The sequence below is a fragment of the Paenibacillus sp. FSL R5-0636 genome (assembly GCF_037974255.1).
Classification (GTDB): domain Bacteria; phylum Bacillota; class Bacilli; order Paenibacillales; family Paenibacillaceae; genus Paenibacillus_AQ; species Paenibacillus_AQ odorifer.
In genome coordinates this window covers 3,389,643-3,412,779 of the sequence record NZ_CP150232.1, presented here as the reverse complement: position 1 = coordinate 3,412,779, position 23,137 = coordinate 3,389,643, and the positions used below count along the sequence as shown (strand labels likewise).

Annotated in this window: 17 protein-coding genes; 4 read left to right on the top strand and 13 right to left on the bottom strand. The window is 44.1% G+C overall.

Going from position 1 to position 23,137, the window contains the following annotated elements; all coding sequences use genetic code 11:
• Positions 1 to 140 precede the first annotated feature (140 nt).
• From MKX34_RS15495 to MKX34_RS15460, 8 genes are all read right to left on the bottom strand, one after another.
• A complete protein-coding gene (locus MKX34_RS15495; RefSeq protein WP_076296697.1) occupies positions 141 to 1,967 on the bottom strand; it encodes a sensor histidine kinase in 1,827 nt (608 codons plus the stop codon).
• The gene (locus tag MKX34_RS15490) at positions 1,967 to 2,992 is read right to left on the bottom strand and encodes a response regulator (RefSeq protein WP_076099254.1); all 1,026 of its coding nucleotides are present in this window, start codon (positions 2,990 to 2,992) and stop codon (positions 1,967 to 1,969) included. The genes MKX34_RS15495 and MKX34_RS15490 overlap by 1 nt, the downstream gene beginning before the upstream one ends.
• 171 nt (positions 2,993 to 3,163) lie before the next feature.
• Positions 3,164 to 4,027: a carbohydrate ABC transporter permease gene (locus tag MKX34_RS15485; RefSeq protein ID WP_036677879.1), complete on the bottom strand. Its 864-nt coding sequence runs from the start codon at positions 4,025 to 4,027 to the stop codon at positions 3,164 to 3,166.
• An 18-nt stretch (positions 4,028 to 4,045) separates the two neighbouring features.
• Positions 4,046 to 4,939 carry an ABC transporter permease subunit gene (locus MKX34_RS15480; protein ID WP_051491014.1) on the bottom strand — a complete coding sequence of 298 codons (894 nt, stop codon included), beginning with the start codon at positions 4,937 to 4,939 and terminating at the stop codon, positions 4,046 to 4,048.
• A gap of 179 nt (positions 4,940 to 5,118) precedes the next feature.
• Positions 5,119 to 7,479: a glycoside hydrolase family 95 protein gene (locus MKX34_RS15475; RefSeq protein WP_256717624.1), complete on the bottom strand. Its 2,361-nt coding sequence runs from the start codon at positions 7,477 to 7,479 to the stop codon at positions 5,119 to 5,121.
• Between the two features lie 170 nt (positions 7,480 to 7,649).
• Positions 7,650 to 9,464, bottom strand: coding sequence for a hypothetical protein (locus tag MKX34_RS15470; protein WP_339205337.1), 1,815 nt, complete (start codon positions 9,462 to 9,464; stop codon positions 7,650 to 7,652).
• Positions 9,465 to 9,701: 237 nt separating this feature from the next.
• Complete coding sequence (locus tag MKX34_RS15465) at positions 9,702 to 10,685, bottom strand: aldo/keto reductase (RefSeq protein ID WP_076296700.1); 984 nt, start codon at positions 10,683 to 10,685, stop codon at positions 9,702 to 9,704.
• Positions 10,686 to 10,700: 15 nt separating this feature from the next.
• Positions 10,701 to 11,291, bottom strand: coding sequence for an NAD(P)H-binding protein (locus MKX34_RS15460; protein ID WP_036677885.1), 591 nt, complete (start codon positions 11,289 to 11,291; stop codon positions 10,701 to 10,703).
• 156 nt (positions 11,292 to 11,447) lie between these two features.
• Here MKX34_RS15460 and MKX34_RS15455 point away from each other — a divergent pair, with 156 nt between their 5' ends.
• A complete protein-coding gene (locus MKX34_RS15455; RefSeq protein WP_076296701.1) occupies positions 11,448 to 12,353 on the top strand; it encodes an AraC family transcriptional regulator in 906 nt (301 codons plus the stop codon).
• A 446-nt stretch (positions 12,354 to 12,799) separates the two neighbouring features.
• On the opposite strand, the gene MKX34_RS15450 is transcribed toward MKX34_RS15455, so the two are convergent.
• On the bottom strand, positions 12,800 to 14,296 hold the full coding sequence (locus MKX34_RS15450; protein WP_076296702.1) for a glycoside hydrolase family 43 protein: 1,497 nt from the start codon (positions 14,294 to 14,296) through the stop codon (positions 12,800 to 12,802).
• 143 nt (positions 14,297 to 14,439) lie between these two features.
• Between MKX34_RS15450 and MKX34_RS15445 the strand changes: the two genes are divergently transcribed.
• Together MKX34_RS15445 and MKX34_RS15440 are read left to right on the top strand one after the other, a co-directional pair.
• Complete coding sequence (locus tag MKX34_RS15445) at positions 14,440 to 15,303, top strand: AraC family transcriptional regulator (protein WP_076296703.1); 864 nt, start codon at positions 14,440 to 14,442, stop codon at positions 15,301 to 15,303.
• A gap of 717 nt (positions 15,304 to 16,020) precedes the next feature.
• Positions 16,021 to 17,151, top strand: coding sequence for a glycosyltransferase family 61 protein (locus MKX34_RS15440; RefSeq protein ID WP_081383908.1), 1,131 nt, complete (start codon positions 16,021 to 16,023; stop codon positions 17,149 to 17,151).
• A gap of 76 nt (positions 17,152 to 17,227) precedes the next feature.
• On the opposite strand, the gene MKX34_RS15435 is transcribed toward MKX34_RS15440, so the two are convergent.
• Together MKX34_RS15435 and MKX34_RS15430 are read right to left on the bottom strand one after the other, a co-directional pair.
• Positions 17,228 to 17,794, bottom strand: coding sequence for a RibD family protein (locus tag MKX34_RS15435; RefSeq protein WP_076296705.1), 567 nt, complete (start codon positions 17,792 to 17,794; stop codon positions 17,228 to 17,230).
• A gap of 47 nt (positions 17,795 to 17,841) precedes the next feature.
• Positions 17,842 to 18,588 (bottom strand): SDR family oxidoreductase, encoded by a 747-nt coding sequence (locus MKX34_RS15430; RefSeq protein ID WP_076144157.1) that lies wholly within the window; start codon positions 18,586 to 18,588, stop codon positions 17,842 to 17,844.
• Between the two features lie 168 nt (positions 18,589 to 18,756).
• Between MKX34_RS15430 and MKX34_RS15425 the strand changes: the two genes are divergently transcribed.
• Positions 18,757 to 19,302: a TetR/AcrR family transcriptional regulator gene (locus MKX34_RS15425; RefSeq protein ID WP_076105670.1), complete on the top strand. Its 546-nt coding sequence runs from the start codon at positions 18,757 to 18,759 to the stop codon at positions 19,300 to 19,302.
• A 238-nt stretch (positions 19,303 to 19,540) separates the two neighbouring features.
• Here the strand turns inward: MKX34_RS15425 and MKX34_RS15420 are convergent, their stop codons facing one another.
• Positions 19,541 to 21,406, bottom strand: a complete 1,866-nt coding sequence (locus MKX34_RS15420; protein WP_081383909.1) for an ABC transporter ATP-binding protein — start codon at positions 21,404 to 21,406, stop codon at positions 19,541 to 19,543.
• Positions 21,393 to 23,132: an ABC transporter ATP-binding protein gene (locus MKX34_RS15415; protein WP_076105669.1), complete on the bottom strand. Its 1,740-nt coding sequence runs from the start codon at positions 23,130 to 23,132 to the stop codon at positions 21,393 to 21,395. Before MKX34_RS15415 ends, MKX34_RS15420 begins: the two co-directional genes overlap by 14 nt.
• Positions 23,133 to 23,137: the final 5 nt, after the last annotated feature.

The window sequence follows — 23,137 nt, the reverse complement described above, 5'->3', positions numbered from 1 at the left end:
CAGCTCTCCCATGGGGTGGATTATTGTGGGATGTGTTTTTTTGTGATCGGTTGTCGTTATAAAAAAAGGCCATCCCCAAAAGTCCGCGGCTCGGACCTCAGGACAGCCTTTTGATCCTCGTTCTCTTCGGCGAGCAGCGCCTATGCGTTAAGCACTTGATGTTCCTTCCTTCCGGAAATCGGCATTCTCATGATCATGCGTGTTCCCCATTCTGGACTGCTTTCTACGTCAACACCGAATTCTTCTCCGAAGACAAGCTGAATCCGGCGATGAACATTTTGCACACCAATGCCGCCTGGGCTTCCTTTACCTTCCTCCACATCGGCGAGTCGATTTTCGCTCAGTTTAAGGCGAAGTTCTTCAAGCCGCTCCGGGGTCATTCCGCTGCCATTATCCGTAATGCTGACCCAGAAGATATCGCCATCCTCTCCAGCATCAATCGTAATCGTGTGATAATCTTCAACACCATAACGAAAGGCGTGCTGGAACACATTTTCCACAAGTGGCTGTAAGGTCAAACGGACCATTTTGCGCAGAAGCATTTCAGGCTTTATCCGCACATCGATGTCAAACGGTCTTCCGATCCGGTGATTGATAATGACCATATAATGGATGACATGCTTCAGCTCATTGGCCACGGTTATCTCTTCAAGATTGGTGCGCACCGAATAATGCAGCATGTAGGACAGGGCTCCGACAATTTCTGATATTTCATCTGAATCCTGAATTACTGCATAGCAGACCACCGTTTCGAGCGTATTATATAAAAAATGGGGGTTGATCTGTAACTGTAAGGATTGGAATTCGGCCTTCTGCCGCTCGGCTTCCACTTCCTTGTTCTTCAGTTCTGATTGATAAACGGTGTCCACAAGCTCTGACAGGCGCGTTACCATCAGATTGTAACGAACGATAAGCCCAGTGACCTCATCCTGGCTTTTCGGAAGGGAGATTAATTCCCAATTTCCTTTTTCGGTCTGGCTCATTCCTTTCATCAGTATACGGATTGGTGTAGTAACAGACTTACCAAATCGGCTTGCCAGAAACAGCGCTATCATAAATGTCAAAATCGCGACAGCAATAATATAATTCCGGATGGTAATTAGCGGCTTTTGCAGCTGAGTGTCTGGAATGGATACAACCAGATGCCAACCGGAATATTCCGCATTACGGCTGATATAAGATTTTTCCACTCCCTCTGCCGAGCTGCGGAACATCGCATCTCCTGCTAGCTCAATTTGCTTGCCAAGACTATCGGGAATCAACGTCCCTACTTTGTTTTGATCGTTATGATATTGAATCCTGCCTTCGCCATCTACAATAAAAAAATAGCTTTCGGGACCAAGATCGATCCCTTTCCATAACGTGGAGAGCTCCTCCGCTTTGACTTCGATGCCTACAAATCCTTTCATCTCTGGTGACTGAAGGCCACGAATGCTGCGGATTAAGGTCAACATCGGCGTTTGATCCCCACGGATACTGTAATTGATTACATTCAACTGTCCACTGACATCTGTATGTTCTTTGAAATACCTGATCTGTCTTGCGGTGTCTTCCTGTGTAAAAGATGGCGCTGAACCGCCATTATAATAATAAAGCGCATTCCCGGAATACCCGATAATATATAAGGCTTCAATCTCAGGATTGCGAATCCATACTGGTTCGACAATTGCATCGCGAATATCGGTCGTGTAGCGGTAATTTTCATATTCCTCACGGTCTGATGATAGGTCAATATATCTTTTAACTCTCAAATCCGTTAGTAGCGCCACGGTCGACCGTTGATAGGATGAAATATAGAGATTGGTATGATGAACTGCATTATTTACGATTTGAATCATCTGGTTTTCAGTACTTGCCTGCAATTGCTTGGCAGAAATGCTGTAGAAGGAAATCCCCAGCGCTGACAGGGAAAGTAAGATGACAATGGTAAAATAAAATAGCAGCTTCCGGCTGAGGGTTGCTCTCATTATTCAATGCCAAACGAAGCACGGTATTCCGAAGGTGACACACCCACGAGATTTTTAAACGTCTTCGTAAAATGGGGATAATCCTCGTAACCTACATGAATCGAGATATCACTGATTGTCATGGTAGGTACGGCAAGAAGTCTGCGCGCTTCCTCCATTCTTCTTCGGATCCGGTAGTGTACGAAGGTTTCCCCCGTCATTTTTTTGAATAATGCGCTGAAGTAGGTGCGGGCAAGTCCCACCCGTTTGGCTACTTCTTCTAACGACACATCCTCAGCCAAATGTTTATCAATGAAAGCTTTTGCTTCTTCAACCGGGTCCTTATAGTTGCCTTTGCGAGTAAGTTGCAGCTCCGCAAGTATACCGTTTATTATCGCGACAAATGCTAACATCGTTTCTTTTTTCGTATTGGCGGCTTTCACATCTCCACAGCACCGGGACTGAGGCTTCCAGCCTCGGCGTTCCAAGCGATCTACGATCATTTGTAGACAATCATTCAGGACTGCATCCATGCTAAAGACGTTCAACCCTTCAAATAAACCGGATGTTTCTCTGTCATCAAGCAGACGGTTTGTCTCATCACGTTGCAGCAGCCAGATATGTTGTTCCAGCTGTTCGGCCCAATCCACGTATTTATGAACAGGAATAATGTTGCCTGTCATTCCGGATATAAGTTCTCTCAGCATATCATGCACATCCTGCTGGAGAACCGGCTTTAACAAATATCGCTTAACGCCGTATGCCATTGCTCGTTGAGCATATTGAAAGTCATTGTACCCGGAAATGACTGCCACCTGGACATGACTGTAATCACGGTGAATTCGTTCACATAAATCAAGGCCATCCATCCGCTTCATGCGCAAATCTGTCAGTACTAAATGCGGTTCTAGCTTTTGGATAGTTTCTAAGGCTGCTTCGCCATCGTCGGCTGTATAAATCGCGGTGAATGAGACCGGATAACGCTGGACCATCTTCACCAATCCTTTTTGAATGACAGGCTCATCTTCTACAATCAATACTCGCACTTGTATCAAATCCCTTCCGGAATGGAATCAGAATCAGTTGTCTTCTGGTATGAAATTGATTTGAAGTTGCGATCATTGGCAACGCTTCCATTTTTGAGTTTGGATTATATCTTACCATATTTTGATAAGCAGATGGCTGTTTCTTTTAAAGGATGATGCAAGCTGGTTGATTTAAGACTTAATAGATCCGATTAACATCCCTTTGATAAAATACTTTTGCAGAAACGGATACACGATAATAATCGGTATGACGGAGACGACAATAACTGCCATTTGCACACCTGCCGGAGATACTTCATTTACGTTTTCTAATAAGCTGCCCGCTTGCCCAAGGTCGTTACTCAGTACGATTTCCCGAAGCCGCAACTGAAGTGGATAAAGCGCTCGTGTATTGATAAAATACAACGCCGATGAATAAGAATTCCAATGGGATACCGCGTAGAACAAGCCCATAGTTGCCATAACAGGTTTGGACAAAGGAAGGATGACGCTCCACATCGTGCGCAGCTCTCCCGCTCCATCCATTCGCGCGCTGTCTATCAGCTCAGTAGGCAGGGCTGAGAAAAAAGAACGCATGATGAACAGGTTATATGCACTGATGGCCGATGGGATGATTAATACCCATAAAGAGTCGATCAAGTGCAAGTTTTTGATGACCATATAGTTCGGTATGAGCGGAGCGTGAAATATCATCGTAATTAGGATTAAAATCAGAACTCCTTTGCGCATCGAATATTCGGATCTGGATAAAGGATAGGCCAGTGATGCAGTTAAAATCAGATTAATAACTGTTCCGACAACTGTAATAAATATACTTACCATGAAAGCTCTCCAGATGGAGGTATCCCCAAGAATAACTTGATAATTCATAAGCGTCCAATCTACAGGGAATAGCTTAACCTCGCCTGCATTAATGGCATGAGTGCTGCTAAATGATTTGGCGAGCACATGCAGCAGAGGGAAGACCATCAAGCACCCGACCAGCATCAGAAATATATAGTTAAAAACGTCAAACAGGCGACCTTTATTTTTCATTTACTCTTCGACTCCTTTCTAGTAAAGTCCATCCCCTGATGCTTTTTTGCTAAGCGTATTCCCGATCATGACTAGCAACAGTCCGACGACCGATTTAAAGAGGCCTATAGCTGTTGTATAGCTGTATTGCTGATCAATAAGACCCACTCGGTATATATACGTATCGAGAATATCTCCATTGGTCTCATTAAGCGAATTGATAAATACAAACACTCGCTCGAAGCCAAAATCAAGGAAGTTTCCGATATGAAGCAGGAACATAATCATGATGGTGGGCAAGATCGTCGGGATCGTAATGGATAAGGTTTGTTTCCACCGATTTGCTCCGTCAATCCGGGCCGCCTCGTACAGCTCAGGATTCACAGCAGCGAGTGCGGCTAAATAAACAATAGTTCCCCATCCACTGTCTTTCCATATGCCTGTTCCAACCAGGATGGTACGAATATACGAGTCCTCGCCCAGAAAATAAACGGAGTCGAGCCCAAAAGCATTTAAGATCTGGTTCACGATACCTGTCGTTGGGGACAAAATGCCGATCATAATCCCCCCAATAATGACCCATGAGAGAAAATGGGGCAAATAAACGACGGTCTGCAAAATCCGTTTATAGAAAGCTTTTCTCACTTCATTAAGAAGGAGGGCGAATATTATGGGAACCGGAAACGCAAAGACCATATCATATAGGCCGATCAGGATAGTATTTTCAAGAATTCTCAAAAACTCTGGATAGGTGAACATCCGCCGGAACTGATCAAGGCCAACCCAAGGACTGCCTGTAAAACCTTTGAATATGTTGTAGTTTTGAAAGGCCATGATGGAACCCGCCAAGGGTAAGTATTTAAATACGATAAAAAAAATAATGCCCGGCAATGAAATGAGATATAGCGCCTTATATTTGCGCAAATTGGTCATTCGTCTTTGGAATGGGGAAAGATCTGGCCTGCTCGCTGGCAATGCGGCTGGCACTTGTTGTGGCATAAATATCGCTCCTTTGTTTGCAGTTTGGATTTTGTTGTATGGCTAATGTTAATCCAATATCCAGGTCTTCAAAATGGAGATTTTTCGGCTTGCCTGTGTTTTATTACGATTGACTATTGTGCACAAATCTTGCGGGACTTCCCTGCAACTGAAGAAAAAGTATATTCAAATCCCTGACCATCGCTAATAAGAGATTGTTCTGGCAGATCAAGCGGAACAGCAGACCAAATTCGATATTCAGCGGTTAACGTAGAGTGAATCGTCGCTTCATCAAACTTTCCTTGGCTCCAAGAAAGATCAACGATAAAACCACCTCTTGCTCTCATTCCCCTTATGCTGCCTGAAGCCCACTCCTTAGGAAGGGCAGGTAATAGTCGAAGTTCTCCTCGGTGGGATTGCAGCAGCATTTCTGCTACGCCTGCTGCTCCACCAAAGTTTCCGTCTATTTGAAAGGGTGGATGGCAGTCTAAAAGATTCGAATACGTGGAGGAGGCTAAGAGATTAAGTAAATGCTCGTAGGCTTCTGCACCCATACCGAGACGGGCATAAAAGTTGACGATCCATGCCCTGCTCCAGCCGGTATGGCCTCCACCTCCGTCAAGACGGCGTTCAAGCGTTCGCCGGGCTGCTGCGGCAAGCTCAGGGGTGTGCCTCATGTCAATCTGTTCACCCGGATGTAATGCGAACAACTGAGAAATATGCCGGTGACCTGCGTCTTGCTCTTCGTAGTCAAACAGCCATTCCTTAATCTGTCCATGACTGCCCACACTCGGCTGTGGAATGTGTTCAAGCGTCTCATGTAGTTCAGAGAGAAACATTGTATCTTCTTCTCCGATAATTAATGCCGCTTCCGAACAGGCGGATAGCAATGTATATGCGATTTGCAAATCCATGGATGGTCCCATACAGAGGCTGCCGTTGCTTCCGTCCGAAAGAAGGAAGCGGTTTTCAGGGGAGACCGAAGGCCCAGTAATCCGTACACCACCCTCCTCTACCATGTAATCAAGCAGAAAAATCGCTGCTTCCTTCATCACTGGATAGGCCCTTTCCTTGAGAAAAGACAGGTTCAGTCCAAACCGGTAGTGTTCCCACAAATGAAGGCATAACCAAGCAGCACCCATTGGCCAGACCGTACAGGTAATTAGGATGCCTTCAGGTCGGGTTTCCGCCCATAAGTTAGTGTTATGATGAGCAACAAAACCGCGACAGCCATACATTTCTTTTGCCGTTTCTTGACCGTTCAACTGCATCCGTTCGATCAGATCAAACAGCGGTTCATGGCATTCAGCCATATTTAGGACTTCGGCAGGCCAGTAATTCATCTGGAGGTTAATATTAATTGTATATTTTGATTCCCATGGCGGGGTAAAGCTATCATTCCATATGCCTTGCAGATTAGCAGGCAACGTACCTGGTCGAGAACTGGAAAGCAATAGGTAGCGCCCATACTGCACATATAGTGCAACTAGTCCTGGATCACCAAACTCATTGGAATTGCTTCTTTCATCTTTTGCTTGCTGTAACCGCAGTAATCGTTTATCGGTAGGAAGCTCGGCGTACGGGTCGCCATCCCTTGTTAAATCGATTGAAAATCGAGCAAACCGGGACTTGTATTCCTCCTTATGCCGCTTTATTAGAGTTGCAAAAGACTGAGCCGTGGCTTGATCCAATTGCTCCAGACAGGCTTTTTCAGGTTGATCCACACGAAAGGTACTCTGCGCTGCCAGCATAAGGGTGACGGAGTCTGCTCCCTCAATAGAGATGAAATCCCCTATGAGCCTCTGGCGGCCTCCTTGTTGAACTGCCCTTAGTGCTGTGCAAAAGCGAACACCATCCGCTCCGCATTCCCCATTCATTAGAACTGTGTTTGCAGGACCAGTACTACAGCCGGTATCGAACGGACGACGCATAAGATTCGCAGCCAACGTGATCTTGCCAAGTCTGTCAGCTGTCAATCGGACTACTAATACACCGTCCGGTTCACTTACAAAATATTGCCTGTAATAGCGAACCCCGCCACAACGGTACGACACCGTAACAACCGCTTGCTCCAAATCGAGCTCCCGCTCGTATTCTTCAATAACCTCACTAGAATCCAGAAACTTCAAAATCAAATCGCCAAGTGGCTGGTACGGCTGTTCATATTTTGGTGAAGCAGTCATAGCCATTCGAGCCAAATGTTCTGCCTCCGCCTGCCTGCCGTCTTTCAGCATTTGCCGAATCTCCGTCAAATACGGCTGAGCTGCAGGATTAGCTGCGCGTCCAGGGCCGCCGTACCAGATTGAATCTTCGTTAAGCTGGATTTTATCTTGGCCGATCATACCAGACACCATCGCCCCAAGGCGCCCGTTTCCTATGGGAAGAGCCTCATTCCAATTTGACGCCGGGCTTGTATACCATAATCGAAGACGTTCTGATTCCCGCATGGTTGCCGATAATGCCACCTCTTGTTTCGCTCGTCTTCTTTCACTCAACTCTTGTTCACCTGGCCTTTCCTATTTTCAGGTCATATCATTCGTCAGTAACTCCACTTCTTATGCTACTCTTGATTCTGATGTCTCTCCATGGCATAGATTGTTAGGGGTTGTGTTTTTTTATGATCCAAACTAAAAAGGATGCGGAAGATTCCGCACCCTACTGTAAATTATTTTTTTATATTACTGAGCGCATTTCGACCTAAACGTTCCATCAGCTGCTGCTTGTAGAGACTATTAATGACGACATGTTGACCGCAACTGCACCAATATCCATCTTCACGGGGCCGGGGATCATAATCGTTAGGAACCAGTCCGGGTACCTTGCTACCAACATGGCCAATGGCGTAGTTTTGAGCGGTTGGTGGCCGCTGTAAAGTGAGTTCTCCTTGCGTATTCCAGGTTACATAATTCGCGCCTGCCCAGCCATGTCCGCTGCCTAACCACGCCCTATCCCGAATAGAGATGGGAGCTTTGATATTATCGAACAGGCCTCCGACTGACCAGCGATGATGAGGCTCACTGGTGTTATAATTGTTAACAGCTTCCCCATCCAGAAATACATTTGGCCCCGGTACCCAGCTATCGACGGTGAACGCATGCCGCGCCGTCTCTGTATAAATACGTTGAGCGAGATTTAGCTGGCCCATCTGATGTATGACATAACGGCGACCCCCAGTAACCACACTGATCATATCGTACATTTGACAATCCTGAACCGTAATCCATTTGGAATAACGCTTCATTTGAACGAGAGAATAGGACAGATGGTAACCCGTCACATCTCGAACCCAGCCATTCTTCACACTGTTGAATACGACAAAACGCTCAGCATGCTTTTCGTCCGCATAATAAGGATCCGTTGTATCGTTATCCATCTTAATATCTATAATGCTCGGGTCAAAATCGGACTCTACCCTCATATTCTCTACCCCCACCTGCTGAATGCGGGCATGGTCTGTATATTTATAGATCTCTCCGCCGCCCCACTGAAGTTCGATAGCATTCGCTAGTGGGGCATCGACCGTAATCGCATTACCTACAATAGCAGTGATGACTCGGTCAAAATCCAGATTGAACGGTGACCATTGGGTTACGGTTCCACCCGGGCGCTTATATATGTTATCCATGCCAATTTCGTGAATCCAGTTTTTATCACCTATTCTGCGGACTATGATCTGATCGCCTACACGATAAGCATTCCCGTCTTCTACATGGAAAGTGCGCGAGCCTGAGGGTACATACAAATCTGAAATCATCCGTTTCGAGTTGCTGTCCAGCATAAGATCTGCATTTTCACCAATTTCAACTAGATTTCGTTGTTTCGCTCCGGTACCATAGAGAATGGTGCCCTCTTTGTCCTGACCTTCGCCGCGAAGGACGATCCCGCTTGCTTTAATGAATAACGTGCCTCCGATTTCATATCTGCCTTTTTTCAACAGGATCGCTCCGCGGAATCCGTTCTTATCGAGCGGGAGCTTGGCCAACTGGTCAATCGCTACTTGAATACGTTCCGTCGCGTCTCCGTCCAAGGGTAGAACGGTCGACTTAACGGGGATATTCGGGATTTCAACACCGCCACCCCTATAACCCGCATTGGAAAAATCCAAGATCCGATTACCTCGATAATCACCGATATACATCATCATTCCATCGTTACCAAGGAAAGCAATTGGGCTCTGTCCCGCGGGGATGCTCTTTGGATCCAGCACGGTAAAATAATATGAGTCATACTGAGGAGATTTTCCGTCCTGTTTGAGGGTCATTCGCAGTTCATAAGTACCCAGTTGTTCTGCCGTGCCTAACGGTGTCCATTCCATTAACGAGTCTTTGACCATAGGAGTCTCAGGCAAACTATCAACCAGCTTCGTTCTATCAAAAATCAATTCACCGGCAACCCTTCCGTCAACACACGATGTGAAGGAAACCGTCGGATAAACCTCCCTAGGCTTGAGGATAGCTGGTTGACCAATTTCAGTAGTCATGTGCGTATGCTTTAACGTGGAATTAATAATAAAGAGTTCACCTCCTTTTCTATATTCACTCTCACATGTCGGATACATATTACCTTGGCTAAAGAAGAATTAACATGTCATTTTTATTGATTGGAATGTGTTTTCTTATTCACCTATTTAAGCAAACCCTTGCACCCGCATGGTGCTGAGCAACGATTAAGCCAAACTAAAGATAAGATTCTAAAGGCACTAAATAAGGGATGAAAGTTAACTTAGATTTCCTATAACTGGGTGTGGCACATAAGGCTCTTCTAGTCTCGCTATTTCACTTGGCTCCAGCGTCACTGATAACGCTGCAACGGCGTCCTCCAGATGATTAGGTTTGGTTGCACCAATGATAGGCGATGTTACTGGCTCTTTTTGCAGAACCCAAGCAAGCGCTACTTGTGCACGTGGAATCCCCCGCTTAGCCGCAATTTCGGCAACTACCTCAACAACCTTGCGGTCAGCTTCAGCCATTTTTGCATAAAATGCCTTTCCGACTTCGTCTATCTCTGAACGAGCTGTTTGTTCATTCCAATCACGGGTTAGTCGGCCTTTAGCAAGCGGACTCCATGGGATCACACCGATTCCTTCTTCCCGGCAAAGAGGCAACATTTCCCGTTCTTCCTCCCTGTAGAGTAGATTTAAGTAATTTTGCATAGAGACAAATTTAGTCCAACCGTTACGTTCAGCAACAAGCTGTGCCTGCAAGAACTGCCAAGCATACATAGAGGACGCTCCAATATATCTAACTTTACCTGCCTTTACTACGTCATGAAGGGCCTCCATGGTCTCTTCGATAGGGGTGTCATTATCCCAACGATGGATCTGGTATAGGTCCACATAATCTGTGCCCAGCCGTTTTAGACTGTTGTCTATTTCGGTCATAATCGCTTTGCGTGAAAGTCCTGCCCCATTTGGTCCCTGATGCATCCGGAAAAACACCTTTGTCGCAATGACTACCTCATCCCGGCGAGAGAATTCTTTTAAGGCACGTCCGACAATTTCTTCGCTAGTTCCGTCAGAGTATACATTAGCCGTATCAAAGAAGTTGATCCCAAGCTCCAGTGCTCTTTTAATAAAAGGTCTGCTCTGCTCCTCATTCAGCGACCACGGAGCCATTCCACGTTCAGGTACTCCGTAACTCATACAGCCAAGACAAATTCTAGATACGTCCAAACCAGTACGTCCAAGTTTTATATATTCCATTCGCTTGTGCCTCCTTTAGATTTTGGGTTTGTTTACTCCTAAACTGCGGCGAATTTCCATATCTGGTGACTCGGCCAATTTAACAACTAATGCAGCCACACTTTTTCGCGACACTTCTCTCCCTTTAAAAGGTTCACCTTTCTGAGTCGTCTCGTAGTCAATCTCGTCTTTATAGGTAAACCATCCAGGTCTCAAAATCGTATAGTTAAGATTTGAAGCTTCAATGATTTCTACTGATTTACGATATGGATCCAATATACTGCTGTACTTCTCTCCGGGAACTTCATCGTAAATGCCCATTGAGCTGATAAAAATCAAACGTTTAAGACCAGTGGTGTTCATTGCTTCAACAATAGTCTTAGACATTTTCTCCAAATTACCTGCCAGATTAGCATAAACAACATCTTGCCCGATCATCGCTTCTTTTAATTGATCACTATCCATAACGTCCCCTTCAACTACTCGAGCACGGCTGGATGTTATATAGCTTAATCTGTCCGAGTTGCGAAGATATAGAGTTAACTGAGCATCGGTTTCGTTCAAGAATAAATCAATCGCATGACAAGCAATTCCACCGTTAGCGCCTAAGATCAAAACATTGCTCAATTTCAAATCCCCTTTCTTAGTTCTAATTATGCGATGTATGAAGTTGACACCGTTATCTCAATTATCTTAAATGATTGCCTATTCCTCTCACTAGCACTAACACAAAAGATGCTTTTACTTTATAATTGAGTAAGAATAAAACATTAGGAGGAGCACATGTCTGAAGAATTACTAGAGCGGAAAGAAGAACTCGCCAGATTGATTGAACATCATTCGTGCCAGGATGGAGTATATGAGACCGCTATCCCCTCATTGTTTGTGATTCGTAACTCCAACGTGACCGAGCCAGTATACAGAGTATACAAACCTTCTTTATGTTTCATTGCGCAAGGAACAAAGGAGATCATACTGGCCAAGGACCGTTTTGAGTATGGTCCCGCAAATTATCTAATATCATCAATGAATTTACCGGTTATCGGTCAGATTATAAAAGCTTCTCCCAATGCACCCTATTTAAGCTTTAAGCTAGAATTTACGCAGAGTCAGATATTGAAGGTACTAAATGATTCCGAATTTAAACTCGCTCCGAAAGAAAATCCTAAGCGAGCTATGTATGTCGGGCAGATAGAGTTATCACTATTGGATGCGATCCTGAGATTGGTACGTTTGCTGGATGATGCCAAGGACATTCCGTTTTTGGCTCCGATTTATACTGATGAAATTCTATACCGGCTTCTGCAGGGACCATATGGAGTTACACTCGCACAGATTGCGATGGAAGGAAGCAGCACCTACCGCATTCGGGAGTCCATCGAACAGATTATCGAGAACTGTGATAAACCTTTGCGCATTGAAGAGCTTGCTGAAACAGCCAGTATGAGCATTTCTTCGTTCCACAGACACTTCAAAGAGGTAACTGCCATGAGTCCTATACAGTTTCAAAAGCATCTGCGCTTACAGGAAGCTCGCCGCCTTTTATTATCTGAATCAGCGGATGCAGCGGATGTCGCGTTTCGCGTTGGCTATGAAAGTGCATCACAATTCAGCCGCGAATATTCACGGATGTTCGGTTCACCACCTAGAGCAGACATCAAGCGTTTGAAGGAAGATATGCTCATTTGATAAAAGCGTGCTTCATTCACAATATGGAACTATCCGCTAAACACCAACATGTATAGGTAACCTTTGCGCTCACGCTGATTCTATCGGGTTTATCGCTAATGAGCTTATTACTATCGGACCCAGAGGACCTTAAACGCAGTAATATCTCACATTTGGGATGCTAAAGGACCGCATAGCTGCTATTGGCTCAAAAAACGCTCAATCTGAATCGCTTTCGAAGTAATAGCTGCAATGGGGTCCGAAACTAAGCTCAAAAAGGGATAAATACGCAAATAACGTCCTCTGAGTCCTTAAGCCCAAGAGGTTTATAAATACAAGCTGAGGCAAACAACCAACGACAACCAAAAAACACAAAGCAGCGATTCATCCATACTTGGAGAATCACTGCTTTGTGTTTTCCACAAGCTAACACTGCTTTTTCTGACGAACACGTAGCCGACCGCTTTTTATTTCTTTTGATAGCTAAACCAATCATAATAAGCAGTTGTTTGATTAGGAGAGTAGCTATACATACCGAAAAATACTCCAGTAAATCCTCCTGCGACTTCAGTAGAAATCAAGTGTGTCTCGGCTTCGCCAAGCTGATGCCATATTTGATCCACACCTCGATAGTAAAACATATATTTTTCAGGTGATGCCTGGATTCTCAAATCTACCCCTGTACCTTCTAAAGCCGAAGAATATGCCACATCACTAATGCTCCCTACCTGTCTGCGCAGCGCAATAACATTTTTACCTTCCATCTGCGTTAGTCCAATTGCGTAGTGATACTTCTGATCCATAAAAACTACAAGACCAGCTTCGTCACCATCAAGAGGGCTAAATTCCATTTTGGTGGTAATTTCACAATTCAAATGCCGCTGTCTACAACCAATAAAAGCAGGCGTTCCCTTCTCATTTAATCTCACATCTGATCCACGTAAAGCTAGCCACCCTCCCCGTTCCTGCAATGACCAATCCACCTTATTAGCATTACGAATGAAATTCCAGCTCATTCTTAGGTCAGATTGATTAAAATCGTCGGTTTCAGGCTCTTCTTCCCACGGCATTGGTGAAGGCAGGTCAGCTTCCATTTCTAATCCAACCACTCCGTTATCCCCAATCATTGGCCAACCCTCCTCCGTCCACTGAACCGGAGCCAAATATGTCTCTCTACCAAGATGATGACGGTAAGGATAACCTACTGGTCGAATCCCCAGAAATACCGCCCACCAGCTACCATCCTGTGCTTCAACTAAATCGGCATGTCCTGTAGCTTGAATGGGGTAATCTGAACTTCGATGAGTCAAAATCGGATTGTGAGGAGACGATTCATAAGGCCCATATGGCGATTTACTTCTTGCAATAGTCTCCATATGTCCATATTCTGTCCCACCTTCTGCACACATCAAATAATAGTAATCGTTTATTTTGTAAAGATGTGGACCCTCCGGGAATTTCCCTCCGCTGCCAGTCCAGATCAAGCGTGTATCGCTAAGCTTATGGCCCGTTTCAATATCAATCTCACATTGGTAGATCCCCATTCCTTGCTCGGAGCCTGTGCTTGTGAAATAAACCTTTCCATCATCAAAAAACAAGGAGGGATCAATACCTTCCTGCTCCACATAAAGTGGATCCGACCATTCGCCTGCCGGGTCATCCGCCCAAACGTAGAAATGACCTCCGCTATCCTGATTTGTCGTAACCATATAAAAACGACCGTTATAATAACGAAGAGTCGGCGCCCAAACACCTCCGGACACCACTGATTCATCAAATTGAAGCTGATTCTCACGAGTCAAACAATACCCAAGCTGCTTCCAATGCACCAAATCCTTGCTGTGCCAAATAGGTATTCCCGGAGAATAGGCAAATGAACTGTTTACCAGATAATAATCCTCGTCTACTCTGCAAATGCTTGGATCTGGATAAAACCCCGGGATAATCGGATTGGTATATTTCATGTAGTATTCTCCTTCTCTATCTTAATCACTGAAACCTATGTCAAGGATTATACTGCTTCAGCTGGATAGAAAGCCTTGATTATTCGGTCCTAAAATAGCATGATATAGACATTCATCTAGACAAGCTTTTGGAGGGTAACGAGTTGAGTGAATTTTATTTAAAATGGTTTACATCTGATCGTCAATTTCCATTTTTTATTCAATACGGCTATCACGACAAAGACACCGATTTACATAGACATGCGGACTTTTCAGAGCTCGTAATTGTATTGAGTGGCACAGCTACACATATTGTTAATACTGAGGAGTCTTTTATCAAAAAGGGAAATGTGTTTGTAATTAATGGTTCGACCCCGCATGCTTTTAAAGATCCTCAGGATTTTAAGATCTGCAATATTATGTTTCAGCCTGAAATGCTATCGACAGCTGGGCCAGATTTGCGGACATCCAACGGCTTTCAAGCATTATTTGTGTTGGAACCCCTGTATCGTCATAAACATTCCTACACAAGCAAACTCAGCTTGCCGATTCCTAACCTGGAGTATGTCTCTTTTCTCATAGCGGGCATGATTGAAGAATATCACAACAAGCTACAGGCTTATCAGACCATGCTGGGCTCCAAGTTTATGGAACTGGTTGTCTATTTGTCCAGACATTATGACCAACAGGAAAAAGGGATTCAAGGGAACCATCTGATGCATTTGGCGAATGCACTCTCATATATGGAAGATCGTTATCTTGAGCCCTTAACACTGGATCAGATCGCCAAACATTCGGACATTTCAGTCAGACACTTAAACAGGATCTTTCGCTCCTACTATCAGACAACCCCGATCGCTTATCTTCATCGTTTACGTCTGGAACGGGCTTGCGGACTATTAAAGCATTCTAAACTCAGTATTACCCAAATCTCACATGAATGCGGGTTTAGTGATAGCAATTATTTTACCCGCCAATTCACCAAAATCTATGGGATGTCACCCAAGGTCTATAGGAACAAGCTTTGAGGGTAAAAAAAGAACACCAGGCAGCGATTCTCCTATTGTTGGAAAATTACTGTCTGGTGTTTTTGGATTAACCAGCTTACCTGATCAGATTATGGGCAAGTGAATATAAACAAACTAATGGTCCGCATATCGCTTATAGCAAACCTTGGAATGTAACCGATCGGAATGCCCTCTCCGTATTCTCTTAGTTCTGTGTCTTAATCGAATCTGGGAGATAACTGCATTCTATACACTTATTCCGTACGGAAAAGGAACCTTCATACTTTAACTGCATTCTATACAACTAAAAACGATCAAATCCACCTATTGGGTAGAAAATCAAGGAAATAGATGTACGAAGTACACTTATATCCCCGAGCTGAGTGATTTGAAGGAATATAGTTGTACGAAATGCAGTTAAACGTTGGTACACATCGCATCCATCGGCTATCTATTCAGCGTTAGCGTGCTCGTCGCTTATTAGTTAATAAGTTAATTCATACCAACAATGGAACATGTGGCTCTTAAAGAAACGCAATTTCTTCATAGGTTAACGCATATATTTAGATTTTTGGATCTGATCTGTTTCTGAACGATGAGATATTTCTTTCAGCCCAGTCTCACGTAAGTCTTCTTGTTCATCCGCCTCTTTCCGAGTAAGCCTGTGTCCAAAGAATCTTCATTTCATAAAATAGCTTAATAAGGTTTCTGCGCTTCTACTTGGGAATATGAGGTGACATGATGTTATTTTCTGCACAAGGGGTACCACCCCAAGGATATTACCAAAGCATCTGGGACTTTACTTCCCACAACGAAAACAGTACAAAGGAAGCTGGGAATGTCGTTCCTTTTGACTTCGGACGGGCGGCTGAGTTCAGAGCGCCCAAAAGCATTGAAACGAGTATTGCTCCAGCACTAACACCTTATTGTTTAGAGCCCTTTGGCGGATACGTAGCCACCATTTCCAGAGGGAAGGTATGGGGAGAATCTGGTGCCCTTCTAACACCAGAAGGGAAATTGATCTTTGATCTTTCCCAAGAATATGATGCCGAACAATACAGGATGCTTGAAGCAGATGAGCACCCAGTGTTTCACCGGTGGAACGATCCGCAGCTTCAACATTTTGCCGGGACAGCGGCGGTGTTAACATTTTGCGGAGCCCATAACTATTTTCATTGGATGTATGATGTGCTCCCTAGGCTAGCGATGCTTCGATCGAGTGGAATTACTTACTCCTCTATTATCATGAATCCAAATCCGTATGGACCCTTTGTGGAACAAACGTGGGCCATGCTTGGGATATCCGAGTCATTGGTGATCCGGACGAATTCAGAAGCATATGTTCAGGCTGACCAGCTACTTGTCCCTTCCTTAATGATGAATTCACATTATCCTCCTTGGACCACGGATACACTGCGGAGATTTTTGTTACCGCATAGAGAAACAACACTAGTCACTCCAGAACGAATTTATATCTCACGAAAAAAAGCAAGCTCAAGAAGGTTGGTTAATGAAGATGATGTCATCCGCTGCCTAGAGAAATTTAATATCGTACCGATTTGTCTAGAAGACTGGACGGTTGCCCAACAAATCCAATTATTCGCCTCAGCGAAAGTAATCGTAGGTCCGCATGGTGCTGGACTCGCTAATCTGGCTTTTTGCCAGCCTGGAACACAGGTCATTGAAATTTTCCATGCCCAGCATGTTGTTCCAACCTATTGGATGATCAGCAACCATAATAATCTCGAATATTATATGGTGTACGGGCAAGGTGTAGCAAATCCTGCGATTCGTTTTCCAGGACTGGAAGACATCTATGTGAACGTAGATCGTCTGAAACAAACGATGCATCTGGCAGGCTTGGAATGAGAAGCTTGCTTACTACTTACTCGAATTCAAAAAGCGCAAAGCATATTTTGCTTTGCGCTTTTTAAGAAACATAGATTTAATCACGCCGTGTTACATACTTCAACCATAGCCCATCATCCGCAAGTTTTTCTACACTTTTTAAGCTGAAATTTGCTGGGGTCTGTTGTTTCATAGATGCATCCATTTCAAATATGGTCACAGAATTAGAGGCACCATCTACGATGGGAACTATAACCAAGCTCAACTCATCAATTAAATCTTCATTCAGGAAAGAGCCGTTTAAAACGCCCCCACCCTCCAGCATCAATTCATCGATTGAGAATAATTGTTTCAGCTTTCTCACGACTACAGAAAAATTCAATCGTTCTTTTCCACCGAATATATATGAGATTCCTAGATTTTTCAAATAAGCTAGATAAGCATCAGATACCTGTTCTGTAAGCACTTCAATGATATGATGCTCTGTTCTATTGTGACTTCCTTCTGAAATGTAGTTTTTGGTCCAGCCCAGTTTTCCCGAGGGATCTACAGCTACTGCATATGTTGAGGCATCATTTTGAGCGATAAAGTCTGTTCTAGGAATGCTTGAAGTGTTACTCTGCTCTAATTCTAATTTATTGCCTAACGTAAAATTTTCCTCCATGGTACTCCTGCCACATATCCAAGCTTTACATCCATACCGATCCCCTTTTAACCTACTTGAACTGTTGGGCGAATAATCATTTCATTGATAGCCAAATCTGAAGGTTGCTCAATGGCAAATGTGATGGCACGAGCGATGCTGTCTGCATCAATGGCTATTTTGTAAAATTCATTCAAGCCAGCTTTTGACTCTGCATCTGAGGTAGTATCTAACAATTCGCTGCTGACGGCTCCTGGAGAAACATTGGTAACACGAATATTGGTTCCACTCATCGCTTCTTCTTGACGAAGCCCTTCAGAAATTGCTCTAACCGCATGCTTGGTGCCACAATATACTGTACCCCCTGGGTAAATGTTATGGCCAGCAACCGATGATAAGTTAATAATATGACCAGATTTTTGCTCTCTCATTGATGGGAGAACAGCTGCAATCGCATATAAAACCCCTTTGATATTTACGTCAATCATTTGATCCCATTCATCCACCATTTTCTTAAAAAGAAAAGCTTGTGGCATGATTCCCGCATTATTAACTAATACATCAATTTTGCCAAACTCTTTAAGTGCATAAGCTGCCAGTTCTTCCATTTGTGCTTGGGAAGTCACATCTGTCACTTTGTAGATGGCTGTTCCACCACTTTGTTCAATTTCTCCTTGAAGCTTTTGAAGACGTTCCTCACGACGAGCGGCTAGAACAAGCTTAGCACCTTTAGAGGCTAGTTCTTTCGCGGCGGCTTCCCCAATCCCACTAGAAGCACCTGTAATAATTACGACTTTATCTTTGATATTTGACATGTAAAAAAACACCCTTTCGATATTGTATATTGATTTATTAATAGACTATAATCTATTATTATAAACAGTTACAGAATACATTCAATTGTACGATGAGTCTGTTTTGTTCAATACTAAACAGATCCTATAAATGTGTTTATTATTTTTAGAAAGTAAGGTGAGCCCCGAATGTCTAAAGTGGATAGAAGAATACTCAAATCTCAAGATGCGCTTAAAAAGGCCGTCATTGAACTGATGACTAAGAAAAATTTTGACGACATTACCATACAGGATCTCTCCGACACAGCAAATGTAAGCCGGGGAACGATCTACCTTCATTATCTGGATAAATATGATTTGTTAGATAAACTTATCGAAGAACATATAGAGGTCCTAAGAGCACTTTGTGAATCGGCGTCTGAATTGGATTTTATCGAGGCAACGTTGATCTGGACGGAATACTTCGATAAAAATTATTCTTTCTTCTCTATGATGTTAGCGAGTAAAGGTGCTCCTTATTTTCGAAATCGTTTCTTAAGCTTTCTTCTCGATGAGTTTCGGCATGAAGTAAATGTCACCGCAGGAATAAACCAAGGGTTAAATGAAGAGGTTATTATTAGTTTTGTTGCATCGGCTTATGCAGGGGTAGTGGAATGGTGGTTCAAGAATGAAAGACCTGTAGCACATCAAGTCTTGGCTGAACAACTCGGAACGTTATTAGAGAGGAATTTATAAAAAGAGCGGCGATTCTCCTATAATAGGTGAATCGTCGCTCTTTTTTATCGGGCATTAATTACGCAATAGATTACACATCTTTTTAAGGACTTCGGACCCTGGGATGCTATTCCTTCACCCCAATAGCTGCAGTGGGGTCCTTTAACATTCTGAAAATCAGAAAATCTCGCCTTTAAGGTCAGATGAGTCCGATAAAAGCATCTACTTACAAATGTTATCGGTTCAAGTAAAGATTCTTTTAAATCGCTCGTTTGAACTGGGTATTGTACAGCTCGTAATAAACACCTTGCAGCGCAAGAAGCTCTTTATGACTGCCTTGCTCGGCAATTCCGCCACCCTGAATAACGAGTATACGATCAGCATCCTGGATGGTACTAAGCCTATGGGCGATCACAAAGCTTGTTCGTCCCTTCATTAGCTTTTCCATCGCCTGGTGAATATGCATTTCCGTACGCGTATCCACACTGCTGGTTGCCTCATCTAGGATCAAAATAGCTGGATCAGCTAGAATGGCGCGGGCAATCGTTAAAAGCTGGCGCTGGCCGTGGCTCAAATTACTGCCTTCCGCATGGAGAATAGTCTCATATCCATGCGGCAGTCTATTGATAAAGGCATCTGCATTGGCCAATCTTGCCGCTTCCTCTACCTCTTGGTCTGTCGCATCAAGACGGCCAAAACGAATATTTTCCCGAATCGTACCCGAGAATACATGCGCGTCTTGCAATACCATTCCCAATTGACTACGAAGTGCGTTTTTATCCAGCTCTCCAATCTCGCGTCCATCAATGAATATGGAGCCGCCGCTCAAATCGTAGAATCTGATCAGCAAGTTGACAATGGTCGTTTTTCCAGCACCCGTTGGGCCAACAAGCGCAATTTTCTCTCCGGGTTTTGCTTCAAACGTAACCTCACTCAGAATTGGTGAATCCGGCTTGTAAGCAAATGAAACGTCTTTGAAAACAACATTCCCTTTTAACCTCGGCAGATCGTCACTTTGTTCATCACCGTCACCGTATTCGGATGGCATATCCATGACTTCAAACACTCGCTCCGCACCAGCAATTGCCGACTGAATTAGATTGTACTGGTTAGCAAGATCGGAGATCGGTCGTCCGAACTGTTTGGAATACGTAAGGAAGCTAACGATTACACCAACCGTAGCCATGTTATGAAAAGCCATCCAGCCACCCACCCCGGCAATGATTGCAAATCCAAGGTTATTAATCATGTTCATAACCGGTCCCACTAATCCGGAAACAATTTGTGCCTTAACGCCGACTTTATTCAGCTCTCCGCTGATTTTGCGGAACCGTTTCACTTCTGTCTCTTCCCTGCTGTATTGTTTGACCACTTTTTGTCCGCTGATGGTTTCTTCGATAAATCCACCCAACTCACCTAAATGGCGTTGCTGATTTTTAAAATAAGTTCGACTTAAACCTATGATTTTACGGCTGGACAATAACACAAGAGGGATCGTTATCAGTGAAACTACGGTCAACGGAACGTTCATCATTAACATGATCACTAGTGAACCGCTTAGTGTGATCAAACTGTTTAATAACTGGGTCACACTCTGATTAAGTGTACTGGATACGCTCTCTATGTCGTTGGTTGCCCGGCTCATTAGTTCTCCGTTAGCTTGCGTGTCAAAAAACTTAATCGGTAGCTGTTGATATTTGCTGAACAAATCACGACGCAGCTCGAATACGGTATTTTGTGAAACGGAGGTCATAACATAGGCTTGCACCCAAGCAACCACACTGCTTAGCCCATAAATACCTATTAGGAGTAGACAAAAGCTAATAAGACCCTGATAATCGTGAGGAATTACGGCAGTATCAATCGCTTTACCGATTAGATAAGGCCCAATCAACGAAAGGATTGCATTCAACACTGTAAATACATATACAATGATTAACCCGAACCGCTGGCGGTTCAAATAAGTCCAGATGCGTTTGAGTGTGCTCGCTTGATTCTTAGCACGTACGATTGGCACAGCTCCGCCGCGTCCGGGACCAGATCCCTGTCCAGATCCAGGTCCCGGTCCGAATCCGCCTGATCGATTAAAAGGAGTGGTGTTCATGCCGTTATTAAGCTTTGACATAAGGCACCTCCTCTCCCTTCATCTGTGATCTCCAAATATCTCTGTATATTTCACTGCTGTTCATCAGCCCCTCATGTGTACCTTGTACAGCAATTCGGCCGTTTTCTAATACCAGAATGCGATCAGCGTCAATTACAGAGGTGACACGCTGAGCTATCAAAATATTCGTGCTGCTGCGCAGCCGTGTTTTTAACATCTGCCGGATTCGTGACTCTGTCGCTGCATCGAGCGCACTAGTGCTGTCATCCATAATGAGGATTGTTGGCTGAATTAAAAGTGCCCGTGCAATCGAAAGCCGCTGCTTTTGCCCACCGGACAGGTTAATGCCACGCTGGCCGAGCTCTGTATCGTAACCCTGTGGAAGTTCTAAAATGAAATTGTGAGCTTCGGCGGCTATTGCTGCTTCTTCCACTTCCTCATCTGTGGCATCCGGTCTGCCATATCGGATATTATCGCGGATAGTACCGCTGAACAGAATAGCCTGCTGCATAACATATCCGATTCTGCTGCGCAAATCTTCCAGAGCAATCATACGAGTGTCGGAGCCATCAATTGTGATGGATCCAGAGGACACTTCGTAAAACCGGGGAATGAGGCTGACCAATGATGATTTACCAGTACCGGTGGCACCAAGAATGGCGACTGTTTCTCCTGGCTCCGCAGTGAAATTAATACCGTCTAACACTAGATTTTCATCCGTAGGATCATAAGCAAAGGATACATTGTCAAATACGATCCGACCGTTGTGTATGGCATCTTTTTTAGCGTTGGCAACTTCTGTAATCTCACTAATGGTGGAAAATACTTCATTCTCCCGATCGGCAGAAACCTTGGCTCGTGAGAAGAAGGTCAACATATTGCTTAACATCAGCATTGACATCAACAATTGGGTTATATAGTTAATAAAAGCGATCAGCTGACCAACTGGCAGCCCACCGTTCCAGCTTTGCACTCCCCCAAACCATAGTACAGCAACAATACTGGCATTGAGTACAAGCATCATTAGCGGCATATTTAATGACATTAACCGTACCGCTTTTATCGCAATTTCTGTATAATCCTTGTTAGCTGTATTAAAGCGTTTCTGTTCATGATTAGCGCGGACGAATGCTTTGACTACACGGATGCCGGATAAATTTTCCTGCAACACTGTGTTCACACCGTCTAATTTGACCTGCATTTTTTGAAACAAAGGAAAAGAAAGTCGGATTAACCCATACAATATTAAACTCAAGAGTGGCACGGCAACGGCTAGGATGAGGGTCAGCATAGGACTAATCCGGATGGCCATCACCAAGCTTCCGACTAATAGCAATGGAGATCGAATACTCCGCAAAATCATTTGCACGAAGGTTTGCAGCTGCACCACATCATTTGTTAATCGCGTAATCAGTGAGCCCGTCTTCAATTGATCCAGGTTCTTGTTAGAAAATTTCTGAATATGTTCAAACAAGCTAATCCGCAAATCATTACCGAAGTTTTGAGAAGCAATACTCGAAAAAATAGTGCAGCCCACCCCACCAATTAGACCGATAAACGCTACACCAAGCATAATCAGTCCGGTCGAGAAAATATGAGACAAATCTTTTGTCATAACACCCTTATCCACAATGCTCGCCATGAGCGTGGGCTGCAGTAAATCCATAGTCACTTCGACCAGCATCAGCAATGGTGCCAACACACACCACACCCAATATGGCCTCAAATAATGCTTAAGCTTCCACATTCCGC

What these genes read in the sequence shown, in the direction of transcription:
- MKX34_RS15415 (WP_076105669.1), bottom strand. Translation starts at nt 23,132, where the DNA reads ATGTGGAAGCTTAAGCATTATTTGAGGCCATATTGGGTGTGGTGTGTG.
- MKX34_RS15435 (WP_076296705.1), bottom strand. Translation starts at nt 17,794, where the DNA reads ATGGAGGAAAATTTTACGTTAGGCAATAAATTAGAATTAGAGCAGAGT.
- MKX34_RS15420 (WP_081383909.1), bottom strand. Translation starts at nt 21,406, where the DNA reads ATGTCAAAGCTTAATAACGGCATGAACACCACTCCTTTTAATCGATCA.
- MKX34_RS15440 (WP_081383908.1), top strand. Translation starts at nt 16,021, where the DNA reads ATGATGTTATTTTCTGCACAAGGGGTACCACCCCAAGGATATTACCAA.
- MKX34_RS15465 (WP_076296700.1), bottom strand. Translation starts at nt 10,685, where the DNA reads ATGGAATATATAAAACTTGGACGTACTGGTTTGGACGTATCTAGAATT.
- MKX34_RS15430 (WP_076144157.1), bottom strand. Translation starts at nt 18,588, where the DNA reads ATGTCAAATATCAAAGATAAAGTCGTAATTATTACAGGTGCTTCTAGT.
- MKX34_RS15495 (WP_076296697.1), bottom strand. Translation starts at nt 1,967, where the DNA reads ATGAGAGCAACCCTCAGCCGGAAGCTGCTATTTTATTTTACCATTGTC.
- MKX34_RS15450 (WP_076296702.1), bottom strand. Translation starts at nt 14,296, where the DNA reads ATGAAATATACCAATCCGATTATCCCGGGGTTTTATCCAGATCCAAGC.
- MKX34_RS15425 (WP_076105670.1), top strand. Translation starts at nt 18,757, where the DNA reads ATGTCTAAAGTGGATAGAAGAATACTCAAATCTCAAGATGCGCTTAAA.
- MKX34_RS15480 (WP_051491014.1), bottom strand. Translation starts at nt 4,939, where the DNA reads ATGACCAATTTGCGCAAATATAAGGCGCTATATCTCATTTCATTGCCG.
- MKX34_RS15485 (WP_036677879.1), bottom strand. Translation starts at nt 4,027, where the DNA reads ATGAAAAATAAAGGTCGCCTGTTTGACGTTTTTAACTATATATTTCTG.
- MKX34_RS15470 (WP_339205337.1), bottom strand. Translation starts at nt 9,464, where the DNA reads ATGACTACTGAAATTGGTCAACCAGCTATCCTCAAGCCTAGGGAGGTT.
- MKX34_RS15455 (WP_076296701.1), top strand. Translation starts at nt 11,448, where the DNA reads ATGTCTGAAGAATTACTAGAGCGGAAAGAAGAACTCGCCAGATTGATT.